This is a genomic window from Leuconostoc mesenteroides subsp. mesenteroides (assembly GCA_009676745.1).
In the GTDB taxonomy this organism is placed as follows: domain Bacteria; phylum Bacillota; class Bacilli; order Lactobacillales; family Lactobacillaceae; genus Leuconostoc; species Leuconostoc koreense.
On record CP046062.1, the window covers coordinates 1,166,999 to 1,184,543 of the forward strand.

Annotated in this window: 12 protein-coding genes; 10 read left to right on the top strand and 2 right to left on the bottom strand. The window is 38.4% G+C overall.

The genetic code is table 11. From position 1 onward, the window contains the following. Positions 1-4: 4 nt before the first annotated feature. Entirely contained in the window at positions 5-502 is a 498-nt protein-coding gene (locus tag GJV51_05905; GenBank protein QGM25530.1) for a hypothetical protein, read from the bottom strand. 3 nt (positions 503-505) lie between these two features. After that, positions 506-2,161: an adenine deaminase gene (gene ade, locus GJV51_05910; GenBank protein ID QGM25531.1), complete on the bottom strand. Its 1,656-nt coding sequence runs from the start codon at positions 2,159-2,161 to the stop codon at positions 506-508. 208 nt (positions 2,162-2,369) lie between these two features. On the opposite strand from ade, the gene glmS reads away from it, so the two are divergent. The 10 genes from glmS to GJV51_05960 all read left to right on the top strand — a co-directional run bounded on the left by glmS (position 2,370) and on the right by GJV51_05960 (position 17,505). Beyond that, positions 2,370-4,175: a glutamine--fructose-6-phosphate transaminase (isomerizing) gene (gene glmS / locus GJV51_05915; protein ID QGM25532.1), complete on the top strand. Its 1,806-nt coding sequence runs from the start codon at positions 2,370-2,372 to the stop codon at positions 4,173-4,175. A gap of 116 nt (positions 4,176-4,291) precedes the next feature. Beyond that, entirely contained in the window at positions 4,292-5,071 is a 780-nt protein-coding gene (locus GJV51_05920) for an isoprenyl transferase (GenBank protein QGM25533.1), read from the top strand. After that, positions 5,071-5,865 (top strand): phosphatidate cytidylyltransferase, encoded by a 795-nt coding sequence (locus tag GJV51_05925; GenBank protein QGM25534.1) that lies wholly within the window; start codon positions 5,071-5,073, stop codon positions 5,863-5,865. Before GJV51_05920 ends, GJV51_05925 begins: the two co-directional genes overlap by 1 nt. 52 nt (positions 5,866-5,917) lie before the next feature. Continuing rightward, positions 5,918-7,171, top strand: coding sequence for an RIP metalloprotease RseP (gene rseP, locus GJV51_05930; protein QGM25535.1), 1,254 nt, complete (start codon positions 5,918-5,920; stop codon positions 7,169-7,171). A gap of 50 nt (positions 7,172-7,221) precedes the next feature. Beyond that, complete coding sequence (locus GJV51_05935; GenBank protein ID QGM25536.1) at positions 7,222-8,940, top strand: proline--tRNA ligase; 1,719 nt, start codon at positions 7,222-7,224, stop codon at positions 8,938-8,940. A gap of 55 nt (positions 8,941-8,995) precedes the next feature. Next, positions 8,996-13,309, top strand: coding sequence for a PolC-type DNA polymerase III (locus tag GJV51_05940; protein QGM25537.1), 4,314 nt, complete (start codon positions 8,996-8,998; stop codon positions 13,307-13,309). Between the two features lie 74 nt (positions 13,310-13,383). Continuing rightward, on the top strand, positions 13,384-13,791 hold the full coding sequence (locus tag GJV51_05945) for a phosphate-starvation-inducible E (protein QGM25538.1): 408 nt from the start codon (positions 13,384-13,386) through the stop codon (positions 13,789-13,791). Between the two features lie 129 nt (positions 13,792-13,920). Then, positions 13,921-14,832 (top strand): ribokinase, encoded by a 912-nt coding sequence (rbsK, locus tag GJV51_05950; protein ID QGM25539.1) that lies wholly within the window; start codon positions 13,921-13,923, stop codon positions 14,830-14,832. After that, complete coding sequence (locus GJV51_05955; protein QGM25540.1) at positions 14,832-16,238, top strand: RNA methyltransferase; 1,407 nt, start codon at positions 14,832-14,834, stop codon at positions 16,236-16,238. Before rbsK ends, GJV51_05955 begins: the two co-directional genes overlap by 1 nt. A gap of 151 nt (positions 16,239-16,389) precedes the next feature. Beyond that, the gene (locus tag GJV51_05960; GenBank protein QGM25541.1) at positions 16,390-17,505 is read left to right on the top strand and encodes a BMP family ABC transporter substrate-binding protein; all 1,116 of its coding nucleotides are present in this window, start codon (positions 16,390-16,392) and stop codon (positions 17,503-17,505) included. Positions 17,506-17,545: the final 40 nt, after the last annotated feature.

Here is a 17,545-nt window from a genome sequence, read left to right on the forward strand (position 1 = left end):
TTGTCTATATGATTTTAAATATTGGTTTGATTTGTTTCGCGAAACTACCATCAGGGTCATTTACAAATGAAGCGTAGTCTTGCCAATATCTGTCTGATAAAATAATTGGTTCAGCAATGTTATCGGGGATGTATTGACGAGGAATCGCACCATCCTCAGTGACGGGGCCGTCATAATTGTTGATGAAATCTTGCATTTTTTTCTCAATGACAAGTGCTTGTGGGCCAAACCAATTATATGGTTCTCGATGGATAGTACCTTCATCAATATCAAATAATTTGTTGTGATTAATCACTTTAAATGGATGGACCAAAGTAATCAATTTAACTTGACCAGTGTTACTAATTTCGGCTAGTGCGCCTGCCATTTCAGAAGGTAAGTTTGATTGTTGATGCAACGTTGTTGCTAAAAGTAGTTGGCCTGTATAAGAAATATCTATAGAAAGGGGTTGCCCAATCACCATTGTCAATAATTTTTCTGGGGAAATACTTAATGCTCTCATTTTTTAATCCTGTATTTTTATAAATTCAAATTTTTCGAAATCGAATAGACCTTGATCAGTAATCTTTAAACTAGGAATAACTGGTAATGCCATGAACGACAAAGTTAAAAATGGATCAAATCGCACGTCACTGATTTCTGAAAAAGCTTGTAGTAATTGCTGATTAGTTTTGATGACATTTTCAAATGGTTGATCTGACATTAAACCACCAATTGGTAGTGGTAGTGTCGTAATTTTACCATGATTGACGACAACTTGACCACCACCGATTTCATGAAGCGTATCTGCTGCTAAAATCATGTCGTCGTCATCTACACCTGCTATAATCACGTTATGGGAATCATGAGCGATTGTTGAAGCAATCGCACCGTTGCGCATGTTAAATCCTTTGATGATACCGACACCATGCCCGAGATTGTGATAACGCTCTGCGACGACAATTTTAGCAAAAGTTTCATCCGCAACGAACTGTTCTTGCTCGATAGCTACTTTTTCCACAGTGTGTTCAGTGGTGATATGATGAGGTGTGATATTGATGATATGCGCTGGCTTATCAGTTTGAAGCGGCAAGGTGATGTCAGATTTGTTTAATGAGAAGTTTAATGATTGGTTAGCTAACGGTGTGACAATTGATTGGTTGTCTTCGTACCAATGACCACCAATCATGACTTTTGGTGAATTCAAATGTGATAAATCATCAAATACAGCTAAATCAGCCACAAACCCATCTGCTAACGCACCAATGTTTTGCAGTTTATGTGCTTGAGCAGCATTATATGTTGCTATTGTAAATGCTATTGCTGGGTCCATACCATTTTCAATGGCAAGTTTCACACTATAATCAATGGATCCTTCGTTTTGGATATCGTTAGCTGTTTTGTCATCTGTTGCAAAAGAAAAGTGTGATTGATTGGCCATTGTAATTGCAGGTAGTATTGCTTTTTCATCACGCTCAACTGTACCTTCACGAACGAATATAGAGAAACCGGCATTTAAACGTTCTAATGCTTCTTTTGCATTCTCACTTTCATGATCGGTATCAATACCGACTTTTCGATAAACTGCAAGTTGCTTTCGAGTTAAACCGGCTGCGTGTCCATCGACATGCCGTCCAGCATCTTCAGCATCCTTAATTTTTTGTAACATATCGGGATCCAGATTTGCTACAGCAGGAAAATCCATAACTTCTGCTAAACCGTTGACTTCTGGAACGCTATAAAATGGCTTCAAAGCATCAGCGTGTAGCGTGGCACCAGCATGTTCAAAAGGTGTGGCGGGTACTGAAGAGGGTAGCATATAATGAATATTTAGCGGGGTCTGCTTAGCATCTTCCAACATATATTGAATACCAGATACACCAGCTACACTAGCAATTTCATGGGGATCTGCAAATATTCGTGTAATACCATGTGGTATAACTAGTTTTCCGAATTCGCTGGGCGTGAGTAGTGAACTTTCAATGTGTAAGTGGGAATCAATCAATCCAGGCACAATATATCTGCCACCAGCATCAAAGGTATTTTTAGCTGTTAAGTCGCTTCGCTTCCCTCGGTATAAAATTTGATTATCATTAATCCATAATTCTGTATCATCAAATTTTAAATTAAATACATCTAGAATTTTGGCATTTTTAATGTGCCACGTAACGATTTTTGTCACAATATGTCTCACCTTCAATTTTTGTATATGATACCATAAACTCATAATGTATAGAAGAAATAATCTAAAAAGTAATATTATACCAATCACTTTTTATGAGGTATACCAATAACTGAAAAGTTGTTTGACAATGCTTTTTAAGCTGTGTAAAATAGCACTTGTAAGCAAAATGAAAAATAAAACCATTTTTGAAAGTAGGACTATATAAATGTGTGGAATTGTTGGATTTACTAGTTTTAATCAAGTGTTACCAACGTTGTTGAAGGGTCTAAAAAAGTTAGAATACCGTGGTTATGATTCAGCTGGTGTATATGTAAACAATGGTGATCAAGAAGATTATTTGGTCAAGGAAAAAGGCCGTGTAGCTGATTTGGAACGCGTTACGGAAAGTAAAAATATCAGAGGTACTTCGGGTATTGCTCATACACGTTGGGCAACGCACGGTGGTGTATCTGTCGAAAATGCACATCCTCATGCTTCAGAAGACGGACGCTTCTACTTGGCGCATAATGGTGTGATTGAAAATTATGATGAATTACGTGATACATATTTGCAAGATGTAAGACTACATTCTCAAACAGATACAGAAGTTGCTGTTCAATTGATAGATAAGTTTGCGAAAGAAGAAAACTTATCAGGAGTCGATGCTTTTAAGAAAATGATTTCTTTATTAGATGGCAATTCAGCATATGCGTTCTTGTTGATGGATCGTCAAAAACCTGGCGTTATGTATACCGCTAAAAAGAAAAGTCCTTTACTAATTGGTGTGTCAGATCAAGGGAATGTCGTAACCTCTGATGCCGCTGCTATGTTGGATGTCACTCATGATTTTATTGAATTGATGGATGATGAAGTTGCGATTGTGGAAAAAGATAAAGTGACTCTATTTGACGCACAAGGTAAATCCATTACACGGTTACCATTCCATCTCGATATTGATGCTGCAGAGACAGATAAAGGTGTTTATCCATATTACATGCTTAAAGAAGTGGATGAACAAGCAATTGTTACTCGTACGCTTGCTCAATATTATTTTGATGCTGAGAATAATATTCAAAATATCGATGCTGAAATTATCGATGCAATGAAAGCGGCCGACCGCTTATATATTGTTGCTGCAGGAACATCGTATCATGCCGGATTAGTTGGTAAACGGTATTTTGAACAATGGGCTAAGATCCCGACTGAAGTGCATATTTCTTCAGAATTTGCTTATGATCAACCAATGCTCAGTCAAAATCCCTTCTTTATTTTCTTGAGTCAATCAGGCGAAACGGCTGACTCTCGTGAAGTTTTGGATAATATTACGAAACAAGGCTATCCAACCTTGACTATTGCTAATGTTATGAACTCAACATTAACACGAGAAGCCGACTTCGCATTGCCTCTGCTCGCCGGACCGGAAATAGCAGTTGCTTCTACCAAGGCATATACAGCTCAAATAAGTGTTGAGGCTATTTTAGCCCATGCTATTGGTGATTCAGGATTGGATTTGAAGCTTGAATTAGCAAAAGTAGCTGTTGAAATGCAAGTGATCATTGATCAAAAAGAAGACTTTAAAGCAATAGCAGAAAGTGCACTATCTGGACAACGCTCAGCATTTTATATTGGGCGTGGCTTAGATGCTGCCGTAGCTGTTGAGGCGGCACTCAAGTTAAAAGAAATCTCTTACGTGCAAACGGAAGGATTTGCGGCTGGAGAGCTAAAACATGGTACAATTTCACTTATTGAAGAAGGAACTCCTGTTTTTGCACTCCTTACACAATCGAAGACGGCAGGATTAGTTCGAGGTGAAATTGCACAAGTTGCTGCACGTGGTGCTAATACAATTGTTATAGCAACTAAAGAACTGGCTAAAGATGGCGATGCCTATATTTTGCCAGAAGTTAATGAATTACTGATGCCATTATTGGAAGTGATTCCAGCGCAATTAATCGCTTATTATGCGACTCTGGATAGAGCGTTGGATGTTGATCGACCTCGTAACTTGGCAAAGAGTGTAACAGTTCAATAAAATATAAAAATCGATAGAAATATTCTTATCGATTTTTTTGTACGCAGCGTTCCATTCTGGTAAAATGTATTAGATACCATTATGCAAAAAAATATTGCATACGAAGGAGGAGCGTTTTGGCGCTTTTTAAAACAAAAGAGAACACTGTTTGCGATACTACGCAACTTAAAATTCCAGAACATATTGCAATTATCATGGATGGAAACGGGCGATGGGCAAAGAAACGCTTAATGCCGAGAGCTGCGGGACACAAGGCTGGCATGAATACTGTAAAGCGCATTGCGTCTGTAGCAAGTGATATGGGCGTTAAAGTCTTGACACTATATGTGTTTTCTACAGAAAATTGGTCACGCCCCAATGATGAGGTCAATTTCCTGATGCAGTTGCCGATCGCTTTTTTTGACGATTTTGTACCTGACTTGATTAAAAATAACATTCGAGTTGCTGTTACTGGGAATGTTGATGCGTTACCAGCATCAACTAAAGATGCTGTTAATAGGGCGATTAAAGAGACTGCTAGTGGTACAGGTATGGTTTTGAACTTTGCAATGAATTATGGTGGGCAAGTTGAGATTGTTGAGGCTACAAAAAAAATAGCCGAAAGAGTGGCCAATGGGTCTTTGGCAGCGGATGATATTAATTCGGAGGTTTTCGCTGCAGCCTTACAAACAGCACATTTGGGAGAGCTGGCCACACCAGACCTAATGATTCGAACCTCTGGTGAATTGCGCTTAAGCAACTTTTTGCCATATCAAGCAGCTTACGCTGAATTATATTTTACTGATGTTCTATGGCCTGACTATTCTTCGGATGATTTAATGGCAGCCATAAAATCTTATACAAAAAGGGATCGCCGATTTGGTGGTCTCAATGACGAAAGTGAGAAACAAGCTTAATGAAAACACGTGTTATTACAGCAGTCGTTGCTTTAATTATCTTTGTGCCATTGTTAATAATTGGTGGTACACCTCTTTTGATTTTGACGTTAGCCATGGCAGTTGTTGCGATGGGCGAAATTCTACGTATGAAGCATCGCTTTTTCGTATCTGCCGAAGCATTGTTGAGCTTTATTGGTGTTATTGTATTCACGTTACCAAAAGCGACTTGGCAAGATATGCCCTTTAATATTAATGGAAACGTCATTTTTTACATTATTGTTTTCTTACTTTTGTTACACACCGTTTTGAGTCGTAATCATTTTAATTTTGACGATGCAGGAACATTGGCGTTGACGATTGTATATATTGGTACAGGATTCCATTACTTTTTTCAAGCAGATAGTAAAGGGATTGCTACGGTCATGTTCGGTATGTTGATTGTATGGATTACTGATTCAGGTGCTTATATGGTTGGACGTGCGATTGGCAAAAATAAGTTGGCGCCTAAAATCAGCCCTAATAAAACTTGGGAAGGTTCTATTGGTGGCAGCATGGTAGCTATTATTGTTATTCCGGCACTATTTACTATCTTCAAATGGTTACCCAATTATAACTTTATCGAATTGCTGGCGTTTACGGCTATTTTGTCTATTGCTGGTCAATTAGGTGACTTAATTGAATCCGGCTTCAAACGTCATTATGGCGTGAAGGATTCTGGTAATATTTTGCCTGGACATGGCGGGATATTAGACCGCTTTGACTCAATGTTAATCGTTATGCCCATGATGGCCGTATTGGGTATACTCAATTAAAAATGATTTTGAAAAATGTTAGATTTGTTCAAATCAAGTAGGTGCTAAATTTATGAATGTTACATCAATTATTGCTTTTATATTTGTTTTTGGCGTGCTCGTTACAGTGCATGAATTTGGACATTTTTTTGTCGCGAAAAAGTCTGGTGTATTAGTTCGTGAATTTGCAATTGGAATGGGTCCAAAGCTGCTTAGTTGGAATCGGAATCACACAGCCTATACCATTCGCATCCTACCTGTTGGTGGGTATGTTCGCATGGCTGGTATGGACGAAGAACCTGATCTGGATGCAGGTCAACGACTAAGATTGACCTTTAATGAACAGGGGAAAGTCATAAAGATAGATACGCAAGTAGATGAAGCTGGAATTGGTGTACCTTTTCAAGTGGATTCGTTCGATCTAAGTAATTCTTTGACTCTGACAGGATATTCAGATAATGCCACAGAAATGACGACTGTATATGTTGATCATGATGCAACGATTATTGAGGAAAACGGTGTTGAGGTTCAGGTTGCGCCACGAGATGTATGGTTACAAAGCGCAAGAGTATGGAAGAGGGCGTTAATTAATGTTGCCGGTCCGGTGATGAACTTTATATTAGCCTTAGTTATATTTTCAGGAATAGGGTTTGTGCTCCCTAATGTAGGTTTAAATGAACCTATTATTGGTACCGTTCAAAAAAACATGCCGGCTGATCGAGCTGATTTAAAAGCTGGCGATGAAATCACACATATTGATAATGTGAAAACAACTACATGGAACCAAGTTGCCAATGCTATTGGGAACGCTGAGAAAAATCAGCTCACTATGACAGTGTTACGTAATGGTCATAAAACGCAAGTTGTAGTGAAACCAAAAACTGTTAAAATAAATGGTGTGGAAACGAAACAAGTTGGTATCGTCGAAAAAACATATACGGACACCAATTCACGTCTGAAGTATGGTTTAATAAATACCGGTGCAACAATTAAACAAATATGGTATGGTCTGAGCCATCTATTTACTGGTGGCTTTAGTTTAGATAAGCTTGGCGGACCCGTTTCTATTGCTAAAACAACTTCATCTGTAGCAAAAACAGGATTCTTGAATATATTAGTATTTATGGCTATGCTCTCGCTTAATTTGGGTATTATGAATCTAATTCCAATCCCAGCATTGGATGGCGGTAAACTCATTTTGAATCTATTGGAAGGTATATTACGTCGACCATTGCCACAAGCATTTGAAAATGCTGTGACTATCGTTGGCGCTGTATTTATGATTATTTTAATGATTGCTGTCACTATAAACGATATTTTAAGATAAATACTGGTGCTAGCGGCACCGTACATAACAACAAAACATAAGGGGAACTCATGAAACAGTCGAAATTATTAATGCCAACAATGCGGGATATCCCAGCAGAGGCTGAAGTAAAAAGCCATCAGCTTTTGCTAAAAGCAGGGTATATTCGCCCAATTGCAGCAGGAATGTTTTCCTATTTACCATTAGCAAAACGTGTTTTAAATAAAATTGAAACAATTATTCGTGAAGAGATGGATAAAATTGATGCCAATGAAATGTTGGTGCCTGAAGTCTTGCCTGCCGAGTTATGGCAACGTTCTGGACGTTATGAAACATACGGACCAGCTTTGTATAAGTTTAAAAATCGACAAGATCGTGATTTCATTTTAGGCCCTACGCACGAAGAAACTTTTACGCAATTAATTGCTGATGAAATTAAGTCATACAAGAAATTACCGTTGACTGTTTATCAAATTCAGGCAAAATTCCGTGATGAAAACCGACCACGTTTCGGTTTATTGCGTACACGTGAATTTATTATGAAAGATGCTTACTCATTTAGTGCTGATCAAGATGGCTTGGATGAAGCATTTCATAATATGGAAGAAGCCTACACTAACATATTTGATCGGCTAGGACTCGAATATCGCGCAATAGTTGGTGATGCTGGTGCTATGGGTGGATCGGATTCCAAAGAATTCTCGGCACCCGCTGCAGCCGGGGAAGATACGATTGCTTATTCTGATGCAACAGATTATGCGGCTAATCTTGAAATGGCTAAAGACTTTTATGAACGTCAAGTTGCAACAGCTGAGCAATTGGCACTTGAAAGAATTTCAACTCCGAACGAAAAGACAATTGATGATATTGCAACATTTTTGAATAAGCCAAAAAATGAATTAGTTAAAACGATTATGTTTGTTGCAGACGACGAACTAGTGGCTGTTGTGACAACTGGTGATTTCGAGGTCAATGAAGTCAAAGTTCAAAATTATCTAAATGCTGATTCGTTTGCAATGGCTGAAGAAGCGGATGTTCGCAAAGCGGTCGGTGCAGGATTTGGTTCATTGGGACCTGTTGCATTGCCGGAAGAAGTTAAGCTTCTAGTTGATGAGAGAGCTGCTGATTTAGCTAATTTCGCTGCTGGTGCTAATGAAGATGGAATGCATTATGTCAACATTAACTGGAATCGCGATGTTGACTTACCCGCAGAAAATGTTGGTGATTTCCGCACAGTACGTGAGGGTGATTTAGCTATAGACGGTAAGGGTAAATTACAGTTTACTTCAGGTATTGAAATTGGTCACATTTTTAAACTTGGTACACGATACTCAAAAGCCTTAGGTGCACAGGTGCTGGATAATAATGGACGACAAACAGATGTTATTATGGGATCGTATGGTATCGGTGTGTCACGTTTGTTGAGTGCTATCGCAGAGCAAAAAGCTGATGAAGATGGTCTAGTTTGGCCTGCTAGCGTAGCACCATTTGACATTCATATTGTACCAATTAACATCAAGGATGAAGACCAATCTCGTGTGGCCGAACAGTTAGAGACATTGTTGGTAGCACAAGGCATGGAAGTGCTAGTTGATGACCGCAAAGAGCGCGCCGGAGTGAAGTTTGCTGATGCAGACTTGATTGGACTACCAATCCGTATTACAGTCGGAAAAAAGGCTAACGAAGATGTCGTAGAAGTTAAAGTTCGAGCAAGTAACACAAATATTGAGATGCGAGTTAGCGAAGTTGTAGATTCTGTCTCAGTACTGCTAAATGCGTCAGAAAAATAAGTATATTTAAAATTGCCGATATTTTATCGGCTTTTTTACTCAAGTAGAGGATAAAATGAAGTTAACGCAACAAGAACAATTACAACACTTACTTACGCATATTCAACTACCAGAAGAAATCCATCATTATTTTGATGACGGCTGTTTATCTCAAGTTGATGTTTCAGTTAGTCAAAAAATGTGGCTTTTTCATGTCGAAATTGGACAGATACTACCGGTAAATGTGTACATGCAATTTCAGCAGTATTTACGAAATGCGTTTACTAGTATAGCATTGGTTCAACTTAAAATCACCACGCCAGTGCAACAAGTTAACGAAGAAGTCGTCAACTCTTATTGGCATTTAGCGCTACAAGAATCAATTTTGAATCACGCGACAACGCAGCAACTTGCTAGCAATACGGTACTAAAGACAATTGCAACGAATCATTTTGGCGTTGCAGTCGGCGCATCAATTTTGTATCGCGCACTGACGGCTGAGGCGATTAATTCAATTACGACAGTTTATTATTCTTTTGGATTGCCAAAAGTTAAGTTGACCCCACAATTGGATGAACAACTTGAACAAGAAATTCAAGAAAATGTGGCACAACATCATGCTAAAGCGCGTGAAGATTTGCAAAAAGCAATTGTTGCCAATGAACAATCAAAGCCTAAAGTTTCCAGTGAAGGTGTTGCATTAGCTTTAGGGCGTAAGATACCTGCTGATGCTGAAATTACACGTTTGGATAGTATAGATGGTGAAGAAAATCGTGTTGTTGTAGAAGGGTATATTTTTGCGGAAGAAATAAGAGAGTTACGTTCTGGACGGAAATTACTGACGCTTAAGTTGACGGATTATTCAAGCTCGATTTCTGCAAAGAAATTTTCAAACAATGAGAATGATGAGGCCGTTTTTGACGGTTTAAAGTCTGGATTGTGGGTACGACTAAGTGGCAATATTCAAGAAGATCAGTATGCACGTGAATTGGTGATGAACATATATGATTTACAGGTCGTAGATCATGCTAATCGACAAGAAGATTATCAAGGTGAAGAAAAACATATTGAATTGCATGCCCACACTAATATGTCAGCGATGGATGCAGTTACTGATTTTTCAGGTGTTGCGAAATTAGCAAAAAGTTGGGGACAAACTGCTTTGGCTGTTACAGATACTGGTAATGTTCAGGGATTCCCTGAGGCATCAGCAGCGGGTGCAAAAAATGGTTTGAAAATGATTTATGGCATGGAAGCTAACTTGGTTGAGGATGGTGAGCCCATTGGCTTTAACTTAGATCAAACCGAATTATTGAATAAAGATACTATTTTTGTAGCTTTTGATTTGGAAACAACTGGTTTATCGGCAGTGACAGACCGTATTATTGAGTTGTCAGCGGTCAAAATGCAATTGGGTAACGTAATTGACAAGTTTTCAGAATACATTAATCCTGGATTCCCACTTTCTGAGTTCACCACCAAGTTAACTTCTATTACTGATGCTATGGTTGCTAATTCAGATACCGAAGAAAATATTATTAAACGCTTTCGCGAATGGTCTGGAAATGCGGTCTTAGTTGGACATAATGTTACTTTTGATGTTGGCTTTATGAATGCTGCTTATACGCGCTATAATCAACCGATTATCACGAATGCTATTATTGATACGTTACCATTTACACGATGGTTATACCCTGATTATAAGTCTTATAGGTTAGGTACAATTGCCAAGCGTTTCAATATTAATTTGGAACAAGCGCATCGTGCTATTTTTGATGCAGAAACCACTGGACATATCGCTTGGCGATTAGTTAAGGAAGCACACGAACGTTATCATTTAAACCGGCATAATGAGTTGAATGATCATATGACTGAAGGTGATGCCTGGAAGCATGGGCGTCCCGTGCATGCCACTCTGTTAGTTCAAAATGCTACTGGTTTGAAAAATTTATACAAACTAGTGTCTCGATCAAACATTGAGTTTTTTGCTCGGGTACCGCGCATTCCACGTTCTATATTGGAACAGTATCGCGAGGGGCTACTTGTAGGAACTGGTGATACCAGTGGTGATGTGATTATTTCTTTGATTGAAAAGGGTATTGAGGAGGCAGAGAAAAAAGCAGCATATTACGACTATATTGAAATACAACCAACGGCAAATTATCAACCGATGATTGAGTCAGGATTAATCGCAACTGAAGAAAAGTTACAGAGCATTTTAAAAGACATGGTAGCGATTGGGGATAAACTAAAAAAGCCCGTTGTAGTTACTCAAGATGTAAAGTATACAAATCCTGAAGATAAAATATATCGCAATATTTTAATCGCCACACAGCCTGGTAATCCGCAAAATCGTACAGCTTTACCAGATTTGAATTTTAAGACAACCCAGGAATTACTTGATGATTATAGTTTTATGGGTATCGATTTAGCAAAAAAGTTGGTCATTGATAATACACATTTGGTTGCTAATATGCTTGAAGATATTGAACCTTTAAAAAGTGGATCTTATCCACCAAATATTCCTGGTGCTGGTGATGAATTAACTGATAAAACTTATCGAACAGCTAAACAGTGGTATGGCGAGCCGATACCCAAAGAAATACAGGCACGTATTGATCAAGAACTGAAAGCGATTATTGGCAATGGTTTTGCGCCACACTATATCATTGCGCAAAGGTTAGTTGCTAAGTCAGTTAAGGACGGCTATTTAGTCGGTTCACGTGGATCAGTTGGCTCTTCTTTTGTAGCTACAATGTCTGGAATTACAGAAGTGAATCCACTACCACCACACTATCGTTCAGTACATGGGGACTACTTTGAATTGGTTGATCCGAAAGAATATGAATCTGGTTATGATTTGCCTGAAAAAGAAGATCCAAATCATCCAGGTGAATTTTTGATTGGGGATGGACAAAATATTCCTTTTGAAACTTTTATGGGCTTCACAGGAAATAAAGTGCCTGATATTGATTTGAATTTTTCGGGTGATTATCAACCAATTGCTCATAACTATATGAAGGTTTTGTTTGGTGAACATAATGTGTATCGCGCTGGAACCATTGCAACCGTCGCTGAAAAAACAGCATTCGGCTATGTTAAAGCTTATGAACGTGACCATGACCAACACTATCGTGGCGCTGAGATAGAGCGTTTAGCGCAGGGAATGACAGGTGTGAAACGTACTACCGGACAACATCCGGGTGGTATTTTGATTGTACCCCGTGAATATGAAGTCTATGATTTTACTCCGATTCAGTATCCTGCAGATGATCAAAAGTCACTTTGGCAAACTACGCACATGGATTATCATTCAATCCACGATAATTTGCTCAAAATGGATATATTGGGTCACGATGATCCTACAATGGTACGTACATTAAAGGATATGTCTGGTATTGACCCACAGTCAATACCTGCAAATGACCCAGGTGTATTAAGCTTGTTCACTTCAACTGAAGCTTTAGGTGTTACGCCAGAACAGATTTTTTCTAATACTGGTACACTAGGATTACCAGAGTTTGGTACAAACTTTGTGCGAGGAATGTTAGCAGAAACACAACCGCATACCTATTCAGAATTATTGCAAATTTCTGGCTTGTCACATGGTACGGATGTTTGGTTAGGCAATGCTAATGAATTAATTGAAAATGGGACGGCCACCATTGGGACAGTAATTGGAACACGTGATAAAATTATGACTGATTTGATTAATTGGGGTGTGCCTGCTGCAGATGCTTTTAATATTATGGAAAAGGTACGTAAAGGAAAAGGGATAACAGAGGAATATCAGAAGCAATTACGTGAAGAAAAAATTCCGGAATGGTATATTCAATCAATGCTTAAAATCAAATATATGTTTCCACGGGCGCATGCTGCTGCCTATGTGTTAATGGCATTGAGAATAGCGTACTTTAAGGTTTATTTTCCAACAATCTATTATGCGACTTACTTTTCTGTACGTGCCGATGCGTTTGATATTGTAGCCATGAGTCGTGGTAAAGATGCCACCAAAGCAGCTATTCAGAAGTTAAAGGCACTTGGAAATGATGCAACAGTTGGGGACAAAAACTTATTGACAGTTTTAGAAATGGCTAATGAAGCCTTAGAACGCAATATTACTTTCGCTATGGTTGATTTGAACAGGTCTGAGGCGTTAGAATGGGTAATTGATGGGGATACCTTGATTCCACCTTTCGTTTCTTTGCCGGGATTGGGTGATAACGTTGCTAAGCAAATTGTAGCTGCACGGACTGAAAAACCATTTATCAGCAAAGAAGATTTAAAGAAACGTGGTAAAGTTTCACAAACAATTATTGAGTTTATGACATTGCACTCGGTTTTAGATGAATTACCAGATGAAAATCAGTTAAGTTTGTTTGATTTTTAGTTATTATGTTAAACTTTTAATACAGATACGAAGTTGTTGTTCATCTATTTGTTCATATTTAAAGGGAGAAAAAAATGAAACATGAATGGCATCAAAAAGTTGCTGGATATTATGAGTACGTTTTGAATATTATGATGATTTTGATTGGTATCGTAATATTTGGATTTTTAATACGTGAAATTTGGAATTTAGCACAGATGCTATCGCTCAAGAATATCTCAGGACATTTTACCGAATTAGCTGAACAAATCTTGATTGTGTTTTTGTTTTTTGAATTTTTGGGGATTGGCAGAGAGTACTTTGTCAAAGATGCCCATATTTCTACTGATAATTTCTTATATATTGGTGTGACAGCAATAGTTCGTGCTATGCTTGTATATCATGATCAATCCTATAAAACCTTAATGCTGGCAGGTGCGATATTTTTATTGATTTCAGCACAAGCTATTTATCGCTATTTTCGGCCTAAATACAGATCTTAAAAACTGATTATTAGTTTAATAATTAGTTTTTTATTTTGTACCTATAAAATAATGTGAGTCATCTACACGATTAAACAACTATTTCATGGTATGATAATAAAAGAAATTTTATCAAAATTGGACGGAAATATGACTAAAAACATTGTCGTACTCGGCAGCTTGAATGTCGATAATATTATGAAAATGCCACGTATGCCACTTGTTGGCGAAACGATGGCGCTTACTGAAGTAACAACAGCACCAGGCGGTAAAGGTGCAAATCAGGCAGTTGCTGCATCACGACAAGGAGCAAATGTTTCGTTTATTGGTGCTGTTGGGAATGATGCGAATGGGCAGTTTATGAGAGCTACACTGCTCACTAATGGTGTCAACGTGGACGCAGTATCAACAAATAGTGATGTGCCAACTGGGTCAGCATACATTATGTTGCAAGAGAGCGGTGCAAATACAATATTAATTCATGGTGGGGCAAATCAAGCTTTAACGATTGAGGATATAAATACATACTTAATTGCTCAAGCGGATGTGGTAATTGCACAATTTGAAGTACCACTCGAAGTTATTTTGGCGGCATTCAAAATTGCGAAAAAAAATAATGTACAAACAATTCTAAATCCAGCTCCGGCTGTTTATGAACTTACGCCAGAACTAATGGCTGTTACTGATATTGTGCTTCCAAATGAAACAGAAGCGCAATTATTGACAGGCATCAATGTTATCAATGATGAGGGTGTTTTAAACCGAGTTAGCGATGCCTTACAATCAAAGGGAGTTCAACGAAGCATTATCACATTAGGGGAAGCAGGCTCATTTATCGCTGATGGTCAAAAAAGATGGTGGGTACAACCTGAAAAGGTAGATGCACAAGATACTACCGCGGCAGGTGACACTTTTATTGGTACATTAGCTAGTGTCATAGCACCTGATTTTAGTAATTTAGATGATGCCGTGCAGCGGGCTAACATTGCTAGCGCAATTGCTGTAACACGTCCAGGTGCGATTCCTTCCATTCCTACAGACAAAGAGGTTGATAACTATTGATGTTGCCTGAAAACTTTAAAAATAAATACAATCGGCTTCTCGGCGATGAGTATAAAGATTTTTTATTGAGTTTTGACGAATCGGTTCAAAAAGCCTATCGTGTGAATCCGTTAAAGCCACATCCTGTCATCAGTGATACAGAAGATCACGGTAATCTTCCCTATGGTAAATGGGGCCATTTTGGAGCTGTTAACGGACATTCAGTAGACCACGTTACCGGTGTCGTCTACTCTCAAGAACCGTCAGCACAATTTGTAGGTGAGGTTGTTCGGCCAAAACCCGGCGAACGTGTTTTGGATTTAGCGGCTGCACCCGGTGGAAAATCAACGCACTTAGCAGCATTCATGGGACAAAAAGGGCTATTATGGTCTAACGAAATATTTTTAAATCGTGCTAAAATTTTAAGTGAAAACATCGAACGTATGGGCATTAAAAATGCAATTGTTAGTTCCCATACGCCAGCAGAGCTGAGTTCAAAATTACCTGGTTTTTTTGATAAAATTTTATTAGACGCGCCTTGTTCTGGTGAGGGAATGTTTCGTAAGGATCCTGGTGCGATAGCCTATTGGCACGAACAATATCCAGCAGAGAATGCCATGAGGCAGCGTGAAATCCTTACAGATGCGGTTAAAATGCTTCGTCCGGGAGGGCAGATAGTTTATTCGACTTGTACATTTGCTCCAGAAGAGGATGAGCAAATAATCAACTGGCTCATGTCGACGTATCCTGAATTTAGCTTGGTTTCGATTGAAAAGCCAGAGGGTGCTAATCTTAGTGATGCACGTCCGGAATGGATAGATGAAGCTTTTGTCAGTGGAGAAAATGAGCACAGTACAACGGCTACAAAAGATGTGATGAAGAAAGCTGCAAGATTGTGGCCCCACCAGTTGGAAGGGGAAGGACATTTTGTCGCGAAGCTTGTTAAGAAGGCTGATGATGATCAAGCTATTGTTAAACCGCTTAAGAATAAGCCATTAGCTAAACAACAACTTGAAATCTTGTCCAGTTTTTTTGAGGAAACAGTGATTGCATTTAATCAAAAAGTGAATCAATATGTTTTGTTTGGTGACCATTTGTATATGGCACCAATTGGTACACCGGACATTTCGAATATGAAAATATTACGTCTCGGTCTTGAATTAGGTCTATTCAAGAAAAAAAGATTTGAGCCAGCACATGCTTTAGCTCTGGCGTTAAGCCCTAATGAAGTTAAACAGACCTATGAAATGAACTCTGAGGAGTGGGCACAATTTGTCCATGGAGATGTCATTCAGACAAGGAAGAACTTAGACAAGGGCTGGGTATTAATGACTAGTAATGGCAATGGCGCTGGATGGGGACGGTACGTTAACGGACAAATTAAGAACTTTTTCCCAAAAGGACTGCGATTTGTGGTTAAAAAATAGAATTGGTTTGGACAATGTTTTTTAAAAACAAGGACCGAAAATGGCCTTGTTTTTTCTTTTTGGTCACGTAAAATGTAATAATGTTAGCATTTGAAAAATTGTTACACTAAAAAATATTTATTCAGAACAAAGTGAAACGGGAGAAATTATCATGAATAGATCAACAAAAATTTTTACTGGTTTAGCAGCTGTTGCTGTGATTGCAGGTGGTATTTACATAGCTACTAGCCACAACTCATCTAGCTCAAACAATGCAAATAAAAATGCCACCTTAGGATTAGTTTTAGATGTTGGCGGTGTTGATGATCATTCCTTTAACCAGTCAGCATGGGAAGGCGCAAAATCTTATGCCAAGGAAAATAATTTAAAAGCTGGGCAAAATTCAGCAGTAACATATTTTAATACAAAAAGTCAGTCAGATTTAAATCAGAATTTTAATTTAGCTACAAAAAGCAAAAAATATGATATTATCTACGGAATTGGTTACTCATTAAACCAATCAATTAGCAAATCAGCAAAGCTTAATCCAAAACAGAAATTTGTACTAGTAGATGATGTTGTCAAAAATCGTAAGAATGTAGCCAGTGTGATGTTCCGTTCGGAGCAATCTTCTTATTTAGCTGGTGTAGCTGCAGCAACTAAAGCAAAAGAAAATGGTGAAAAAACAGTAGGCTTTATTGGTGGTATCCATGGAAACATCATTGATGCTTTTGATGCAGGATTCGAAGCAGGCGTGAAAGCAACAGATTCATCATTGACGGTTCAAAAACAATATGCAGATTCTTTCTCTGATTCTGCCAAGGGGAAGACGATTGCCGCTGCTATGTATGCTTCTGGTATTCGCACAATCTTTGCGGCTGCAGGATTTGTCGGGAATGGTGCATTTGCTGAAGCTAAAGCTGAAAATACAAAGTTAGATGCAGACTCAAAAGATCGTCTATACATTATTGGTGTTGACCGTGATCAAAAATCTGACGGATCATATACATCAAAGGATGGTAAAAAGGTCACATCAACGATGGCTTCTTCAATTACTTCAGTTGGTGATGGTGTGAAAAACATTGCTGATAAATATAATAAAGACAAGAAATTCCCTGGTGGTAAAACAATCGCTTACGGTTTGGACGATCATGGTGTTTATTTAACAAAGTCTGAATTGACTGAATCACAAAAGGCCGCAGTTAAAAAGGCAGAAAAGTCAATCATTAATGGCAAAATTACGGTACCAAATCATCCTAAGGGCTCACAATTTAATCAAAACTTCTAAATACTAAAAGCTATTCATTTGAATGGCTTTTTTTGTACTT

What these genes read in the sequence shown, in the direction of transcription:
- GJV51_05925 (QGM25534.1), top strand. Translation starts at nt 5,071, where the DNA reads ATGAAAACACGTGTTATTACAGCAGTCGTTGCTTTAATTATCTTTGTG.
- rbsK (QGM25539.1), top strand. Translation starts at nt 13,921, where the DNA reads ATGACTAAAAACATTGTCGTACTCGGCAGCTTGAATGTCGATAATATT.
- GJV51_05945 (QGM25538.1), top strand. Translation starts at nt 13,384, where the DNA reads ATGAAACATGAATGGCATCAAAAAGTTGCTGGATATTATGAGTACGTT.
- GJV51_05955 (QGM25540.1), top strand. Translation starts at nt 14,832, where the DNA reads ATGTTGCCTGAAAACTTTAAAAATAAATACAATCGGCTTCTCGGCGAT.
- GJV51_05935 (QGM25536.1), top strand. Translation starts at nt 7,222, where the DNA reads ATGAAACAGTCGAAATTATTAATGCCAACAATGCGGGATATCCCAGCA.
- rseP (QGM25535.1), top strand. Translation starts at nt 5,918, where the DNA reads ATGAATGTTACATCAATTATTGCTTTTATATTTGTTTTTGGCGTGCTC.
- glmS (QGM25532.1), top strand. Translation starts at nt 2,370, where the DNA reads ATGTGTGGAATTGTTGGATTTACTAGTTTTAATCAAGTGTTACCAACG.
- GJV51_05940 (QGM25537.1), top strand. Translation starts at nt 8,996, where the DNA reads ATGAAGTTAACGCAACAAGAACAATTACAACACTTACTTACGCATATT.
- GJV51_05960 (QGM25541.1), top strand. Translation starts at nt 16,390, where the DNA reads ATGAATAGATCAACAAAAATTTTTACTGGTTTAGCAGCTGTTGCTGTG.
- GJV51_05905 (QGM25530.1), bottom strand. Translation starts at nt 502, where the DNA reads ATGAGAGCATTAAGTATTTCCCCAGAAAAATTATTGACAATGGTGATT.